This window comes from Marinobacterium sp. YM272, assembly GCF_050908845.1.
Taxonomy (GTDB): domain Bacteria; phylum Pseudomonadota; class Gammaproteobacteria; order Pseudomonadales; family Balneatricaceae; genus Marinobacterium_D.
On record NZ_CP194171.1, the window covers coordinates 2854336 to 2869654 of the forward strand.

16 protein-coding genes are annotated in these 15319 nt (G+C 58.7%); 7 read left to right on the forward strand and 9 right to left on the reverse strand.

All coding sequences use genetic code 11. The features are described from left to right. Positions 1–30: 30 nt before the first annotated feature. From ACQUQP_RS12620 to sohB, 5 genes are read right to left on the reverse strand one after another with little or no spacing between them, the layout of a single operon-like run. Complete coding sequence (locus ACQUQP_RS12620) at positions 31–1137, reverse strand: mechanosensitive ion channel family protein (RefSeq protein WP_432695386.1); 1107 nt, start codon at positions 1135–1137, stop codon at positions 31–33. A gap of 3 nt (positions 1138–1140) precedes the next feature. Beyond that, positions 1141–2154: a beta-N-acetylhexosaminidase gene (nagZ, locus tag ACQUQP_RS12625; RefSeq protein ID WP_432695387.1), complete on the reverse strand. Its 1014-nt coding sequence runs from the start codon at positions 2152–2154 to the stop codon at positions 1141–1143. 7 nt (positions 2155–2161) lie between these two features. After that, positions 2162–2641, reverse strand: coding sequence for a L,D-transpeptidase family protein (locus ACQUQP_RS12630; RefSeq protein WP_432695388.1), 480 nt, complete (start codon positions 2639–2641; stop codon positions 2162–2164). A 2-nt stretch (positions 2642–2643) separates the two neighbouring features. Continuing rightward, a complete protein-coding gene (locus ACQUQP_RS12635; RefSeq protein WP_432695389.1) occupies positions 2644–3312 on the reverse strand; it encodes a TetR/AcrR family transcriptional regulator in 669 nt (222 codons plus the stop codon). Between the two features lie 36 nt (positions 3313–3348). After that, complete coding sequence (gene sohB, locus ACQUQP_RS12640) at positions 3349–4416, reverse strand: protease SohB (protein WP_432695390.1); 1068 nt, start codon at positions 4414–4416, stop codon at positions 3349–3351. 102 nt (positions 4417–4518) lie between these two features. Between sohB and ACQUQP_RS12645 the strand changes: the two genes are divergently transcribed. Then, the gene (locus ACQUQP_RS12645; protein WP_432695391.1) at positions 4519–4845 is read left to right on the forward strand and encodes an SCP2 sterol-binding domain-containing protein; all 327 of its coding nucleotides are present in this window, start codon (positions 4519–4521) and stop codon (positions 4843–4845) included. A 3-nt stretch (positions 4846–4848) separates the two neighbouring features. Here the strand turns inward: ACQUQP_RS12645 and nudC are convergent, their stop codons facing one another. After that, positions 4849–5580, reverse strand: a complete 732-nt coding sequence (nudC, locus tag ACQUQP_RS12650; protein ID WP_432695392.1) for an NAD(+) diphosphatase — start codon at positions 5578–5580, stop codon at positions 4849–4851. A 255-nt stretch (positions 5581–5835) separates the two neighbouring features. On the opposite strand from nudC, the gene nhaB reads away from it, so the two are divergent. Further along, positions 5836–7344, forward strand: coding sequence for a sodium/proton antiporter NhaB (gene nhaB, locus ACQUQP_RS12655; RefSeq protein WP_432695393.1), 1509 nt, complete (start codon positions 5836–5838; stop codon positions 7342–7344). A 342-nt stretch (positions 7345–7686) separates the two neighbouring features. Here nhaB and dnaQ read toward each other — a convergent pair whose 3' ends face one another. From dnaQ to ACQUQP_RS12670, 3 genes are read right to left on the reverse strand one after another with little or no spacing between them, the layout of a single operon-like run. After that, a complete protein-coding gene (gene dnaQ, locus ACQUQP_RS12660) occupies positions 7687–8424 on the reverse strand; it encodes a DNA polymerase III subunit epsilon (protein ID WP_432695394.1) in 738 nt (245 codons plus the stop codon). Further along, positions 8421–8861 carry a ribonuclease HI gene (gene rnhA, locus ACQUQP_RS12665; RefSeq protein ID WP_432695395.1) on the reverse strand — a complete coding sequence of 147 codons (441 nt, stop codon included), beginning with the start codon at positions 8859–8861 and terminating at the stop codon, positions 8421–8423. The genes dnaQ and rnhA overlap by 4 nt, the downstream gene beginning before the upstream one ends. A 29-nt stretch (positions 8862–8890) precedes the next feature. Continuing rightward, the gene (locus ACQUQP_RS12670) at positions 8891–9667 is read right to left on the reverse strand and encodes a class I SAM-dependent methyltransferase (protein WP_432695396.1); all 777 of its coding nucleotides are present in this window, start codon (positions 9665–9667) and stop codon (positions 8891–8893) included. Positions 9668–9818: 151 nt separating this feature from the next. Here ACQUQP_RS12670 and gloB point away from each other — a divergent pair, with 151 nt between their 5' ends. From gloB to ACQUQP_RS12695, 5 genes are all read left to right on the forward strand, one after another. Further along, the gene (gene gloB / locus ACQUQP_RS12675; RefSeq protein ID WP_432695397.1) at positions 9819–10592 is read left to right on the forward strand and encodes a hydroxyacylglutathione hydrolase; all 774 of its coding nucleotides are present in this window, start codon (positions 9819–9821) and stop codon (positions 10590–10592) included. A 150-nt stretch (positions 10593–10742) separates the two neighbouring features. Next, the gene (locus ACQUQP_RS12680; RefSeq protein WP_432695398.1) at positions 10743–12110 is read left to right on the forward strand and encodes a LysM peptidoglycan-binding domain-containing protein; all 1368 of its coding nucleotides are present in this window, start codon (positions 10743–10745) and stop codon (positions 12108–12110) included. Between the two features lie 4 nt (positions 12111–12114). Then, complete coding sequence (locus ACQUQP_RS12685) at positions 12115–12363, forward strand: hypothetical protein (protein ID WP_432695399.1); 249 nt, start codon at positions 12115–12117, stop codon at positions 12361–12363. A 91-nt stretch (positions 12364–12454) separates the two neighbouring features. Next, positions 12455–14221, forward strand: a complete 1767-nt coding sequence (locus tag ACQUQP_RS12690; RefSeq protein ID WP_432698701.1) for an extracellular solute-binding protein — start codon at positions 12455–12457, stop codon at positions 14219–14221. Beyond that, positions 14221–15318: a microcin C ABC transporter permease YejB gene (locus ACQUQP_RS12695; RefSeq protein WP_432698702.1), complete on the forward strand. Its 1098-nt coding sequence runs from the start codon at positions 14221–14223 to the stop codon at positions 15316–15318. Before ACQUQP_RS12690 ends, ACQUQP_RS12695 begins: the two co-directional genes overlap by 1 nt. Position 15319 lies beyond the last annotated feature (1 nt).

Below are 15319 nucleotides of genomic sequence, written 5' to 3' on the forward strand. Positions count from 1 at the left end.
TGCTTCTGAAAAAACTATATTAGATCATTCTTATGCGGGTTCGACAGCCTGGGGCTGCTCGTGCAGATGCACTGTCGTCGTCGGAAAGGCAATTTCCGCCCCTTCAGCCGCAACGATATCGATGATCTTCAGCATCACATCCTCCCGCACCGCCAGGTAGTGGCCCCAGTTGGTGGTATGGGTAAAGGTGTACACCATGATATCCAGGGAGGAGGGTCCAAACCGGTTCAACTGCACGAACAGTGTATTGCTATCGTCGATCTCGTCGTGCGCCAACAGCATCTCACGAATCTTGTCGACGATCGGCTTGATCACCGCTGCATCATCGTAACGCACGCCGATATACTCGAAGATGCGCCGATGCGTCATCCGCGACGGGTTCTCCACCGAGATGTTGTTAAAGGTCGCGTTGGGAACGTATAGCGGGCGCAGATCAAAGGTGCGGATCACTGTTCGGCGCCAGCCGATGTTCTCAACCACCCCTTCGATATTCTTGTCTGGCGAGCGCACCCAGTCGCCCACCTTGAACGGCCGGTCCAGGTAGATCATCAGACCGCCGAAAAAGTTGGCCAGAAGATCCTTGGCTGCAAAACCGACCGCCAGACCACCGATACCACCGAAGGCCAGCAGGCCGGAGATGCTGTAACCCAGATTCTGCAGCAGCACCAGACCAACCACGATAACGATGATCAGCCGCACCAGCTTGGACACGGCATCGGCCGTGGTGCGGTCGAGATTGTTGTTGCCGCGCAGCACGACCTCTTCGGCGTGGCCGACAAAGCGGATCAGCGTCCAGCCAAACAGCAGGATGAAAGAGATCACGCGCACCTTGCTGGGCAGCTCCGAACCCACATAGTCGGAATGCGGTGCAGCCACACTCAGTGCCAGCGTACAGCCGATAATCAGGATCAGCATTTTGATCGGCACCCGGGCTGAATCGATCAGCAGGTCGTCCCAGACCGGTTTGGTATGCGACAGGGATTTGACCAGCCGCTTTAGAACAACGTTTACGACCGTCATTATCAGCAAAGTGGCGGCCAGCACCAGCAGCACGCTGATCTGCCACTCGTAGGCCTGCAAGCCAGGCACCAGCCCAATCAGCGGATCGATCCAGCTGGTCAGGGTCTTCTCGTCCATTACTTACCCCTTAAGATTAATCAGTTGTTTCGCAATCTGCTGCGCCCGGGTACGTCGTTCCGGATCATCAAGATCAACCACCCGGGCTTTCATTCGTGCCAGACGCCCAGATCCGCCCACCGGGTTTTGCTGCAGGTGCGCCAGCACTTCGAGCGCACCTTCCGGGTGGTTACACACCAGCGCCATATCACAACCCGCCGCAAGGGCCCTGTCCGCACGCTGCGGGAAGCCACCGGCCACGCTGGCACCCTCCATGGTCAGGTCATCACTGAAAATCACGCCATCAAAGCCAAGGCGCTCGCGCAACTGCTGCTGCAGCCAGAATGGCGAAAAACCTGCGGGGTCCTCGCTCACCGCTGAATAGATCACATGGGCGGGCATGATCGCATCCAGGCCCTGACGGATCAGAGATACAAAAGGCTGCATATCGGTTTCGTCGATCGCGCTGAAGTCGCGCTCATCCACCGGAATCGCCAGGTGCGAGTCTGCCTTTACCCAGCCATGGCCGGGGAAATGCTTGCCGGTCGCCGCCATTCCCGCTGCATGCATCCCCTGCATGAATGCACAGGCCAGCGCTGCGATACCCTCAATGGAGTCGGCAAACGCCCGGTCGCCGATCACCCCGCTGCGCGACCAGTCCAGGTCGAGCACCGGCGCAAAGCTGAAATCGATATCGAAATCGCGCAGCTCGGCGGCCATCAGCCAGCCAAGCTCCCGGGCTTCGAACTCGGCCTCCTCCCGGCTCTGCTGCCAGCGGCAGCCCAGCGCAGCCATGGGCGGCAGACGGGTGACGCCCTCCCTGAGGCGCTGCACACGTCCCCCTTCCTGATCAATCGCCACCAGAATCTCCGGGCGCGCCTGTCGCACCTGCGCCATCAGCGCATGCAGCTGCGCGGGTGATTCATAGTTGCGGGCAAACAGGATAAGCCCCCCCACTTCGGGCTGACGCAGCAGCTCTGCTTCAGACGCGTCCAGTGAGAGTCCTTTCAGATCGAGCATCAAAGGGCCGAGAGTCATGCTTTCCTCATTCTTGAATATCAACCGGTGTGCCGGGGGTAACGCGGGAGAAGAGATCGATAAGATCCTGGTTGCGCATACGGATGCAGCCGTGAGAGCGCGCAACCCCCATCGGTTCGCTGTCCGGCGTGCCATGGATATAGATGAAACGGCGCTGGGAATCCCGGCTGCCAAGCCTGTTCCTGCCCCGCTCACGGCCGCAAAGCCAGAGAATACGGGTCAGAATCCAGTCGCGTTCGGGATAGCGCGAGGCCAGTTCCGGCGAGTAGATTTCACCGGTGGGCCGGCGGCCGACAAAAACCGCATTCAGTGGTTGGTCGGCGCCGATACAGGCACGTATATAGTGGCTGCCGCGCGGGGTGCAGCCGGTGCCGTTTTCCTCGCCGGCGCCGTTCAGCGCTGTCGACACCGACCAGCGCTCCAGTTCGGTGTCTCCATCGATCAGGCACAGCAACTGCTGCCCCAGTGACACCTCGATTCGAACCATAGTTACACTCTACAGACCCAGTTTTTCTCGGAACGCGCATGGAAGCCGGCCGTCAGCACCGGCACCATACGATGCAGGGTTCTTTCGATTTCAACACCCGACTCCGGGTTCCGTGGATCGAGAAGATTCAGCATAGAGTAGTTGGAAAGCGTGAAAATCAGCGCCCCGAGCAGGAAGTGAAGCCGCCAGAAGAACTCGTCGTCCTCCATCGGTGCCGAATCCCGGCGCACCAGCTCAATCAGCGGGTCAATGCGCGAGGCATAGTGGCGCAACAGAAATGCCCTCAGGCCATCCTGACCCTTGGTGTATGCCAGATCCAGCAGGTGCATGAACAGCGACAGCGCGTGCTCCTTGTCTTCCCGCGCTTCGAGCAGGGCGCGCATCAGCATCTCGATGAGTTCTTCAACCCCGAAATACTCGCCACCACCGTTGCGTCCTTCGGCGAGCAGCTGTTCCAGCCGCCCACACAGGGGATCGAGAAAGCGCGTGGCCACGGCTTCGATCAGACCGTTTTTGGATCCGTAATGGTAGTTAACCGCGGCCAGGTTGACCTCAGCTTCTGCTGTGATCTGTCGCATGGTGGTTTCTTCAAAACCGCGTTCTGCGAATAACCGTTCGGCGGCCAGAATGATACGTGTGGCGGTATCAGCGTCCTTTAACTGCCCAGTCACTGTTTGGCTCTCACTTACTTGTTGTGACACTCGCGCCTAGCGAGACCAGAAACGACTCTCCTGAAGCCGCTGCATTATGCGATCAGCCAGGCGATCCGCCGTATGCACGGAGAAGTTGCTGAGCTTTTCCTGCAGCCCCTGCTTGTGCTCATAGCGCACCCGGTAGATATCAGCGTTTTCGCTGGCATCAAACAGGTAATCGTCGCTGGTACTGATCTCATCGACCAGCCCCTGAGCCAGTGCCCGCTTGCCGAACCACACCTCGCCCGTGGCTATCTTTTCGATATCCAGCGCCGGGCGGTATTCGGAAACAAACTCCTTGAACAGGCCGTGGGTGTCTTCGAGCTCTTCGATAAACTTCTTGCGCCCATGCTCGGTATTCTCGCCGAACAGCGTGACCGTGCGCTTGTACTCACCGGCGGTGAACACTTCGTAGTCCACATCGTGCTTTTTAAGCAGGCGGTTAAAGTTCGGTAGCTGAGCCACCACGCCGATAGAACCCACCAGGGCAAAGGGAGCCGCCAGCAGGCGGTTGGCGATACACGCCATCATGTAACCGCCACTGGCTGCAACACGGTCGACACAGATGGTCAGAGGAATCTCGCGGCGACGGATACGCTCCAGCTGTGACGCCGCAAGACCATAGCCATGTACCAGGCCGCCACCGCTTTCGAGGCGCACAACCACCTCATCTTCCTTGCGCGCCAGGGTCAGGACAGCGTTGATCTCTTCGCGCAGCAGTTCGACCTGGGAAGCATGCAGGTCACCGTCAAAGTCGAGCACATAGATGCGCTTGCGCTCCGGCTCCTGCTCGGCATCTTTATTCTTAAGCGCTTTCTTGCGCTCTTTCGCCTCACGCTTGTCGCGTTTCTTCTGCTCCTTGTGAAGCTGTTTTAAACGCGCTTCATCCAGCACCTCGTCTTCGAGCTCCTGCTGCATCTCCTCGAAGTGCTGATTGATATTCTTGATCTCGATATGCCCCTCACGGGCTTCCCTGCGCTTCGAAACCGCGGAACCTATACCTGCAACCACTAGCAGAATGGCGATAATTAGGGTTAGAGCCTTGGCGAGAAAGAGTCCGTATTCGGCGAAAAATTCCGTCACATGCATCTCCTGTTGCTGATCCCGGACGTTAGCGCTGCGGGGTGGCGTACTGTAACATAACGCTAAATTAAAACACCGCTTTTAGGCAGGAACCGATTCTTCATGAGCGCCCCCATTACCGTCGAGCAGATCATCCGAAAACTACCTTCACGGTTCAATCCTGAACAGGCCGGCTCGCTGGAAGCGGTGTTCCAGTTTCAGCTGTCGGATGCCCAGCCCTTTTTTATCACCATTGCCAACGGCGCCTGCGATGGCCAGGCTGGCGAGCATGATGACCCGAACATCACTCTGCATCTCGATGAAGCGACCCTGATTCGTGTGGTCACAGGCGAACAGGATGGCATGAGTGCGTTTATGAAGGGGCAGCTGCGTGCTGAGGGCAATGTGATGCTGGCTACCCGCCTCGGCAAACTGTTCAGCGGTGCATAACACCTAGCGATTTAGAAAACCTTCGATCAGCTGGCGGGAGATGGTAAAGGTCGGCGGCAACTGCGGCAGGTCATCAGCCGTGAACCAGCCGGCCAGATCGATCTCTTCACCATCGGGGCAGATCTCCCCACCGGCGTAGTCGGCATAGAACCCCAGCATCAGCGAGTGCGGGAACGGCCAGGCCTGGCTGTGAGCATAGCGGATGTTGGTCACCTCGACGCCCACTTCCTCCATGATTTCGCGAGCAACCGCCGCTTCCGCCGTCTCCCCGGCTTCGATAAAGCCCGCCAGGGTGCTGTAGCGCCCCTCCGGAAACCGCGTATTGTGGGCCAGCAGACAGCGGTCACCATCGGTAACCAGCACGATGATGCAGGGTGATATGCGCGGATAAACCACCAGCTCACATTCGGGGCAGCGCTTCGCCAGCTCGCCCGCGGCTCGCTTTGACCGGGCGCCACAACGGCCACAAAAGCGGTGCTGATCGTGCCAGACGGCTATCTGAGCTGCCCGCGCCAGGCGGGAAAAGTGAGCCTCTTCCGCCATCGACAGCTCGGCCCTCAGATCCACCCGCGTATAGCCTGGTCCGGGTTCCTCCCTGCTGAGCACCAGCTCCAGCTCTGGCGCAACCGGATATGTCTCGTCTATCTGCTCTGCAGCCAGCGCTGGCCGGGGTGCATACACCTCACCGTCCGCCTCTTTATACAACCGCCCCTGGTGGCCAAGCACATATTCCACGTCTTACTCCTTAAAACCATCCCTCTTCCGAGCCAGCACTTTAGCACAGCTTCCGCACCCTCCCGCCAGCTGGTAGCATTAGGCCGCCTTGCTGACAGCACCGTTTGCCGCACACCAGCCATACGAGCATGCCATACCCAACATCACCGGCCATGTTCCAGCCCCGGCGCTGTCAGGACCCATCAAAGATACCAATAACACAGGGTCGGACTCTCAAGGCGCATGAATGGAACTTTCATAGGAACCTTTTCTCCGATGAGCCAATCGCTGACTCGGGCGCTTACGCGCAACTTTCTGGGCAATTCGCCGGTCTGGTACAAACAGGCCATAGTCGGATTCCTGATACTGAACCCCATTGTTCTTTTTCTGGCGGGCCCGGCCGTAACTGGCTGGCTGCTGATTTTCGAATTTATCTTTACGCTGGCTCTGGCGCTTAAGTGCTATCCACTGCAGCCGGGCGGTCTTCTCGCGCTGGAGGCGGTCGTTATCGGCCTGGCCTCACCCGAGGCCGTCTATCACGAAGTGGAAGGCAACCTTGAGGTTATCCTGCTGCTGATGTTCATGGTGGCCGGTATCTTCTTTATGAAGAGCATGCTGCTCTGGGTGTTCACCCGCATCCTGCTGAAGGTCAGATCCAAGTCGGTACTGGCTATTCTGTTCTCGCTGTCATCCGCGTTCCTGTCTGCGTTTCTCGATGCATTAACCGTTACCGCTGTACTGATCAGTGTCGGTGTGGGTTTTTACGCCGTTTACCACCAGGTCGCATCGGGCAAGCAGATGGGTCAGGGTGGGCACGACCATTCAAACGACCAGCATATTCTTGAGGAAAAACGCCAGGACCTGGAGTCTTTCCGTGCCTTCCTGCGCAGCCTGCTGATGCATGGCGCCGTGGGTACGGCGCTTGGCGGCGTCTGCACCCTGGTGGGCGAGCCACAGAACCTGTTGATCGCCCAAAAGGCGGGCTGGGATTTCGTCCAGTTTTTCCAGCTGATGGCGCCGATCACCATGCCGGTGCTGGCCTCAGGCATAGTGACCTGCCTGCTGCTGGAAAAGACCGGCACCTTCGGCTACGGCGGCAAGCTGCCCTCTTCCGTGCGCAAGATCCTGCTTGAACACGCCCAGGAGCAGGATAAAAAACGTACCGTACGGGATACCGTCATCCTGATCGTCCAGATCCTCGTTGCGCTGTTCCTGGTGCTTGCCCTCGCCTTCCACCTGGCCGAAGTCGGTCTGATCGGCTTGACGGTAATCATCCTGCTGACGGCACTGAACGGCGTTACCGAGGAGCACCAGATCGGCAAAGCGTTCGAGGAAGCCCTGCCGTTTACGGCGCTGCTGGTGGTGTTTTTCGCCATCGTCTCGGTGATTCACGAACAGCATCTGTTCCAGCCGATCATCCACTCGGTACTGGCACTGAAAGAGTCACAGCAGCCCGGCGTGTTTTTCATCGCCAACGGCTTGCTCTCTGCGATCAGCGATAACGTGTTTGTGGCGACGGTTTATATCAACGAGGTGGTCGGTGCGCTCAACAAGGGTGAGATCAGCCGCGAGCACTTCGACAGCCTGGCGATCGCCATCAATACCGGAACCAATATTCCCAGTGTGGCAACCCCCAATGGCCAGGCCGCCTTCCTGTTCCTACTGACCTCGGCGCTGGCGCCGCTGATTCGTCTTTCGTACGGACGCATGGTCTGGATGGCACTGCCTTATACGCTGGTAATGAGCAGCGTGGCGCTGGTGATGGTGCTGATCAACCTGCACTGATCGCGCAGCGGTTAGGTAACAAGCCGCCTGCATAGCAGGTGGCTTTGCATGAAGCTCCCTTTAAGGGAGCCTGGGTAGGCCCACCGACTAATGCTGGGATCACCCCTATCCGCTTACTTTTCGCGGCCTGTTTCGGCTGCTGCCGAGCAAAGGGGATGGATTGCTGCGCTCAGGCCGCCATGAGACATCGAGCCCTGTCTTCACCAAGGCACCAGACAAGCCTAGCCTCGATTAGCCGATCAACACCTCCATAGGAGGTGGTTTAAGAGCGACAACAAAAAAGCGGGCCTGAAGAAGCCCGCTTTTTTCTTGCCCGTCGCTTTGCCAGCAGTGGTATCTGGGTCAACCCTGGCCTGGTTCACCGCCGTTGAGCTGCTCCCGCCAGAGACACTGGCCGCCGGCTTTTTTATCCAGCAGATCGAGAAACGCTTCGTGAGCCGCCAGGTCCTCCTCGCAGGCCTTCGGCACCGGCAGATCGAAGGCATCCGCCACTCTGCGGATCGCCTCGCCACCCCCGCCTTCACCATCCGCACCATCCTGGCCCAGCTGTAGCGATGTCTGACCGCCGGTCAGTGCCAGGTAGACTTCGGCAAGGATCTCGGAGTCCAGCAGTGCGCCGTGCAGCTCACGGTGCGAGTTATCGATCTCGTAACGGCGGCACAGTGCGTCCAGGTTGACCTTGGAACCCGGGTGCTTGCGGCGGGCGATCTGCAACGAGTCGGTGACCTTGCAGATATCGGCGATACGCTCCGCATAGCCGTTGCGCTCCAGCTCCGTGTCGAGGAACCCCACGTCGAACGCCGCGTTATGGATGATCAGCTCGGCGCCGCGCACAAACTCGAGGAATTCGCCCGCCACATCGGCAAAAGAGGGTTTATCGGCAAGAAACTCGTTGGAGATACCATGCACCTCCATCGCCTCGGCATCCACTTCGCGATCGGGACGGATGTACTGGTGATAGTGGTTGCCGGTGAGCTTGCGGCGCTCCATCTCAACACAACCGATCTCGATGATGTTGTGGCCTTCGCCGGGCTCAAGACCGGTGGTCTCGGTATCCAGTACGATCTGACGGCTGCTCATGCTTTACCAAACTCCTCAACACCTTTGTTCGCCAGTTGGTCGGCGCGCTCATTTTCCGGGTGACCGCTGTGCCCCTTGACCCAGTGCCACTCGATATCATGCTGGGTAACCAGCTTATCGAGCCGCTGCCAGAGCTCAACGTTTTTAACCGGCTGTTTCGATGCGGTCTTCCAGCCTTTGCGTTTCCAGCCGTCGATCCATTCAGTGATGCCCTTGCGCAGGTACTGGGAATCGGTGGTCAATTTCACTTTGCAACGCTGATTCAGTGCTGCCAATGCCTCGATCGCCGCGGTCATTTCCATGCGATTATTGGTCGTGTCCGGTGCCCCGCCATACAGTTCTTTCTCATGACCGCCACTGCGCAACACCGCACCCCAGCCGCCGGGCCCCGGATTGCCCTTGCAGGCGCCGTCGGTATAGATCTCAACCTCTTTCAAATCGTCTCAGTCCTTCACTCTTCCAGTCGTCAGCGTTTGTTGCGCTGCAGATGCCCCCGCGCAGTGGGCTTGGGCTCAATAACAGGCAGGTTAATCAATTTTCTTCGCCAGGGGCTGCGCAGCGGTGTCATCCCCGGCACGTCCTTTCTGGCCACCACCAGCAGCGCCGCCCCCGATTCCGCCGGTGCCCTTTGCACGAGATGGCGGATCCAGCCGCAGCGATCCCGGCGCCGCGCACTCTCGAAGGGCGGTGCATACAATCCCGATACGGCTTTTACCTCGGTCAGCTCCAGCAGGCTCAGCCAGTCCTGCAACCGCCCATGGCGGATAAAATGCGCCAGCCAGGGTACCTGGCGACGGCGTTTAAGCACACGGAACACACCCCAGAGGCTCGCCGGATTGAAACCAACAATGACAAGATGGCCACCCGGTCGCAAAACCCGGGCGGCCTCCCTCAATGTCTGGTGGGGATTTTCGGCAAAATCCAGCGCATGGTGCAGCAAAACCACATCCATGGACTCACCATCCACCGGGAGTTCATTACTGCGAGCAACGATGGCACGTTTGTCCATGCCCAGCTCCAGCGCCGGTCCCAGCAGTATGCGATGCGGAACCGGACTCGCCGCAAACATCGGCAGCCGGTTATCCACGCCCACCTGCAACAGGTGGTAACCAAACAGGGTGGGCAGCACCTGCTCGAGCAACTTATGTTCCGCCGCAATCAGTTCCTGGCCCAACGGGGAGTCAAACCACTCCTTGAGGGCCGGCATGAGTTCAGAAACCTGCGGTGGCTGTTGAAACGTCATATTTTCTTAGGTTCCGAGGAGACACACTGTGCCGGCCAGGATTAAAGACGCTTAATATGCACCGGCATTATAAAGTACCCTGTTGCCAGGCTGTACCCGGAAGATACAGTAGACACTATCTGCAAACCTATTGAAAAAAAGAGGCCTGCCTATGTTCAGTGTAACGCCGATTCCCGCCTTTCAGGATAATTACATCTGGGCGCTGCAGGGATCGACACCCGGTGAGATAGCCGTCGTTGACCCCGGCGACGCTGCGCCAGTGCTCACCTACCTGAAGGAGAACAACCTCAAACTGGCGGCTATTCTTATCACCCATCACCACCAGGATCACACAGGTGGTGTGAAAGCGCTGCTGCAGGCACAGGATGTTCCGGTATTCGGGCCGGCCAATTCACCTTTTCAGGGTATCACCGCTCCACTTGAGCACAACAGCGAGATCACACTGCTTGGCAACCGCCTGCGGGTGAATGCGGTACCTGCTCACACTCTCGACCATATCAGCTATTTTCAGCCGGACGACCAACCGCAACTGTTCTGTGGCGACACCCTGTTTCTTGCCGGCTGTGGCCGCCTGTTCGAAGGCACTGCGGAGCAACTGCTTGCAGCGATGAACTACTTCAAATCACTGCCGGCACAGACGCGGGTCTACTGCACCCACGAATACTCGCTCGCCAACCTGAGATTCGCCGCCGCGGTAGAGCCGGATAACCAGCAGATCCAGGAGACAACCCAGCGCTGCCAGACACTCCGGGAGCAAGGCACTCCCACCCTGCCTTCAAGTCTGGATCAGGAACTGAAAATCAATCCATTCATGCGTTCCACCGAGGCATCGGTTGCCACAGCGGCCGAACAGCATAGCGGTAACGCCCTCGCGTCAGAAGTCGAAGTGCTGGCTGCGTTGCGCAGCTGGAAGGACCAGTTCTAACCGGATCACCGGCCCCGCCCAAGCACCGCAACAGGGATCTGGATCAACTCTGTTTCAAACAGGCCGCGCCAAAGTGGCCTGTTATTTGACCCACCCAACACACCCCCATAAAATGCGACGCAATTTTTTGCGTTTTCAGGGAGTTGGCACGTGGGGCCGAATCTAAGTCGTATCGTTGTCGCCGTGTCGCTCGGCCTTATTATCACCGGATGTCAAACAGCAAACATTCAACCCCAGAGTCAATCAACCACCATCAGTCCGACTCAGGAAACCAGTGTTCAGGACCTGGCCCGCTGGCGCTCAGACCACCGGAACACCGTCAAAGCACCGCCTGAGCCGGAAGTTGCGAAGGACCTCTGGTCACTCACCCGCAACCACCTGGAGCTGGAACCCGGGATTGACCAGCCAAGGGTCGATAAACTGCTGGACTGGTACCGCAGCCACGACAGTTTTATCCGTCACGCCTCTGACCGCGCCACCCTGTATTACCATTACGTCCTCACCGAGGTGTTGAAGCGGGATATGCCCGCCGAAGTGGCCCTGCTGCCTTTCATCGAAAGCGGCTACAACCCGCTCGCGGTATCACCAAGCAAAGCCGCCGGTGCCTGGCAGTTCATTCCAAGTACCGCCCGCTTGTTTAACCTGAAGGAAAACTGGTGGTATGACGGCCGTCGTGACATCGTCGCCTCGACCGATGCCGCACTGGATTACCTGCAATACCTGAACGATCGCTTCGACGGCGACTGGCTACTCTCCTTTGCAGCCTACAACTGTGGCGAAGGCTGCGTTTCGCGGGCCGTTAAACGCAACCTCAAGGCCGGCAAGGCGGGTGATTACTGGTCGCTTTCCCTGCCCCGGGAAACCCAGCGGTACGTACCCAAGCTGATCGCCGTCGCTCGCCTGGTGAAAAACGCGCCGCAGTACAATATCGATCTACCGGCCATGCCCAACACCCCCTACTTTGAGGTGGTGACTGTCGACAGCCAGCTGGAACTGAACAAAGCCGCCAGTATGGCCGGGATCGACCTCGCCACACTGAAAAAGCTGAATCCCGGCTTCAAACAGTGGGCAACGGACCCGGAAGGTCCTCACCGGCTGCTTGTCCCCGTGGCCAGCGCCCAGCGCTTCACCACCGCGCTGACCCAGACGCCGCCCGGCGAACGCGTCAGCTGGACCCGTTACGCCATCCGTCGCGGCGACACCCTTTCCCGGATAGCGAGCCAGTTCGATACCACGGTGAGCGCCATCCGCACCAGCAACAGGCTCACGTCAAACCGGATCCGCGCAGGAAAAACCCTGCTGATCCCGACCCAGCCGGGCAAAAGCGCTGCCGCCGTGGCGAGTGCCGGCGACAAGCGTGTCCACACCGTCAGGAACGGCGACAACCTGTGGAAGATCGCACGGCGCTATGGCGTCAGTGCCGATCAACTGGCAGACTGGAACCGGATCAGCGATGCCCGCACCCTGCGTCCGGGCCAGGACCTGATTTTGTATTCCGACAGTCAGAACCCGGGTTAATCCTTTGGACAGCCTCAGCATCTTCATTATTGTCGTTTCGGTCGCACTGGCGGTGGCCTTTAAATGGTACCTTTTCCGGCGCATTCAGGGCTGGATCGACAAGGACCTTATAAAGGGCCTTGCCGGCAGCGATACCAGGTTGCACCAGCGACTGAGCGACGCCGACCGCACCTTCCGCGCCGAAGGGATGAAGCGCACCGAACGCCACAGAAAACTGGAAAGACTTGCCTCCGAGGGCGAACCCGGGCTATAAACTGCTGTCTCACCTTGATCGTCCAAGCGGCTGATTTTACAGGGAGAACAACGTGCCTACTGGAAAGATTCGAGCCTTGTTGGCGCCACTGATGCTGGCCGCCGCATTAAATACCACTGTGTTTGCAGAAACCGCGGACTCACTGCAGCCACAACACGGCATCGCCATGCATGGCGACCTGAAGTACCCATCCGATTTCGATCATTTCGACTACGCCAACCCGGACGCGCCCAAAGGCGGCAGTATGCGACGCGCCTCCATCGGCACCTTCGACAGTTTTAACCAGTTCATCATCAAGGGTACGCCCGCCGATGGCATCGGCATGATCTACGACTCCCTGACTACCCAGTCCCAGGATGAGCCCTTCTCCGAGTACGGCCTTCTGGCGAAAGCGATCTACCTGCCGGAGGACCGCCGCTGGATCGAGTTCGAGCTGAATGAAAACGCCCGCTTCAGCGATGGCGAACCGGTACGCGCCGAAGACGTGCAATACACCTTCGACCTGCTGCGCGAGCAGGGAAGCCCCTTCTACCGCGCCTATTACGCCGGTATCAGTGCTGTAGAAGCAATTTCCGATACGCGGGTGCGCTTCGAGTTCGGCGAGACAGAAAACCGCGAACTGCCACTGATCGTCGGCCAGGTGCCGATTCTGCCCAAGCACTACTGGGAAGGGCGAGATTTCACCAAGCCAAGCCTGGATATCCCCATTGGCTCCGGTCCCTATGTGATCGACAGTTTTGATGCCGGCCGCTCAATCACCTTCCGGCGTAATCCGGACTACTGGGGCAAGGAGCTGCCGGTTAACCGGGGACGTTACAACTTCGACCAGATCAGCTACGACTACTATCGCGATGGCACCGTAGCACTGGAAGCGTTCAAGGCCGGTGAATACGACTTCCGCCAGGAGAACGCGTCCAAGGCCTGGGCCACCGGGTATACCGGCGCTCCCTTTGACGAGGGCCGCATTATCAAGAAAACCATTCATCACCAGAACCCGGCCGGCATGCAGGCGTTCGTGATGAACACCCGCCGTCCCCTGTTCAGTGACAGCCGGGTACGACAAGCACTGGCGTATGCATTCGATTTCGAGTGGACCAACGAGAACCTGTTCTACGGCGCCTATACCCGCAGCGACAGTTTCTTCGCCAACTCGGAGATGGCGGCCAGTGAGCTGCCAACAGAGGAAGAGCTGGAAATACTCGAACCGATCCGTGACCAGGTGCCGCCCGAGGTGTTCACCGAGGTCTATCACGCTCCCCGCACCGACGGTAATGGCCGCATCCGCGGCCAGCTGCGCAAGGCCCTGCGATTACTCCAGGAAGCCGGCTGGACGCTGGAAGATGGCGTTCTGAAAAATGCCGATGGCGAGCCTTACCAGTTTGAAATTCTGCTGGTACAGAAAGAGTTCGAACGGGTGGTAGCGCCCTTCATTCGCAACCTGGAGCGCATGGGTATCAGCGTCAATATCCGCGTCGTCGACGTGTCACAATACATCAACCGTATCCGCCAGTTCGACTTCGACATGATCGTTGGCGGCTTTGGCCAGTCCACCTCGCCAGGCAACGAGCAGCGCGATTACTGGCACTCATCGATGGCCGACCAGCCCGGCAGCCGCAACACTATCGGCATCAAGAACCCCGCCGTGGATTATCTGGTCGAGCAGATCATCCAGGCGCCCGATCGCGAACAGCTGGTGCTCAGAGCCCGAGCGCTGGACCGCGTCCTGCAGTGGAACCATTATGTGATTCCGCAGTACCACATCGCCGCGTTCCGGGTCGCCTACTGGGACAAGTTCGGTATGCCTGAGATCAACCCGCCCTACGCGCTGGCTGTCGATAGCTGGTGGGCCAAACCCTGATGGGCGCCTATGTACTGAGAAGACTCCTGCTGATGATCCCGACCCTGTTCGGGATCTTGCTGCTCAATTTCCTGATCATCCAACTGGCACCCGGCGGCCCGGTCGAGCAGACCATCGCTCATCTCCAGGGCATAGGGGTGGATGCAGGTAACCGCATCGGCGCCGGTGAACAGTCGGACATGGCGGCTGGCAGCAGCGCCTCTTCGGACGGCAAAGGCTACCGCGGCGCCCAGGGGCTGGACCCGGCGCTGATCGCCGAAATCGAGCAGATGTACGGATTCGACAAGCCGCCCCACGAGCGCTTTTTCAAGATGCTGGGTGATTACCTGACATTCGATTTTGGGCGCAGCTTCTATAGCGACAAAACGGTTATCGAACTGATTATCGAGAAGATGCCGGTATCGATCTCGCTTGGACTCTGGACCACGCTGCTGACCTACCTGATCTCCGTCCCTCTGGGGATACGCAAAGCCGTACGGGATGGCACCGCCTTCGATGTCTGGAGCAGCAGCATCGTGATCATCGGCTATGCCATTCCGAACTTCCTGTTCGCCATTCTGCTGATCGTCCTATTTGCCGGCGGCACCTATTTCGAGTGGTTCCCGCTGCGGGGGCTGACCTCATCCAATTTCGACGAGCTGACTCTGGGTCAGCAGATCGGCGACTATTTCTGGCATATCACCCTGCCCGTCCTGGCATCGGTGGTATCGAGCTTCGCCACCCTGACGATGCTGACGAAAAACGCCTTTCTCGATGAGATCCATAAACAGTATGTGCTCACCGCCCGCGCCAAGGGCTTGAGCGAGCGCGGCGTGCTTTACGGCCACGTGTTCCGTAACGCCATGCTGCTGATCATCGCCGGCATGCCCGCGGCCCTGATCGGTATCTTCTTTACCGGCTCCATGCTGATCGAAGTGATCTTCTCCCTGGATGGACTGGGCCTGCTCGGTTACGAGGCAGTGATCAACCGCGATTACCCGGTGATTTTTGGCACCCTTTACATATTCACCCTGGTCGGACTGATCCTGAAACTGGTGTCCGACCTTACCTACACCTTTGTCGATCCGCGTATCGATTTCGAGAGCCGGGAGACCTGAG

Excerpts from the sequence above, each read along its gene's own strand:
- ACQUQP_RS12620 (WP_432695386.1), bottom strand. The coding sequence starts at position 1,137 with ATGGACGAGAAGACCCTGACCAGCTGGATCGATCCGCTGATTGGGCTG.
- nagZ (WP_432695387.1), bottom strand. The coding sequence starts at position 2,154 with ATGACTCTCGGCCCTTTGATGCTCGATCTGAAAGGACTCTCACTGGAC.
- ACQUQP_RS12630 (WP_432695388.1), bottom strand. The coding sequence starts at position 2,641 with ATGGTTCGAATCGAGGTGTCACTGGGGCAGCAGTTGCTGTGCCTGATC.
- ACQUQP_RS12645 (WP_432695391.1), top strand. The coding sequence starts at position 4,519 with ATGAGCGCCCCCATTACCGTCGAGCAGATCATCCGAAAACTACCTTCA.
- nhaB (WP_432695393.1), top strand. The coding sequence starts at position 5,836 with ATGAGCCAATCGCTGACTCGGGCGCTTACGCGCAACTTTCTGGGCAAT.
- dnaQ (WP_432695394.1), bottom strand. The coding sequence starts at position 8,424 with ATGAGCAGCCGTCAGATCGTACTGGATACCGAGACCACCGGTCTTGAG.
- ACQUQP_RS12670 (WP_432695396.1), bottom strand. The coding sequence starts at position 9,667 with ATGACGTTTCAACAGCCACCGCAGGTTTCTGAACTCATGCCGGCCCTC.
- gloB (WP_432695397.1), top strand. The coding sequence starts at position 9,819 with ATGTTCAGTGTAACGCCGATTCCCGCCTTTCAGGATAATTACATCTGG.
- ACQUQP_RS12690 (WP_432698701.1), top strand. The coding sequence starts at position 12,455 with ATGCTGGCCGCCGCATTAAATACCACTGTGTTTGCAGAAACCGCGGAC.
- ACQUQP_RS12695 (WP_432698702.1), top strand. The coding sequence starts at position 14,221 with ATGGGCGCCTATGTACTGAGAAGACTCCTGCTGATGATCCCGACCCTG.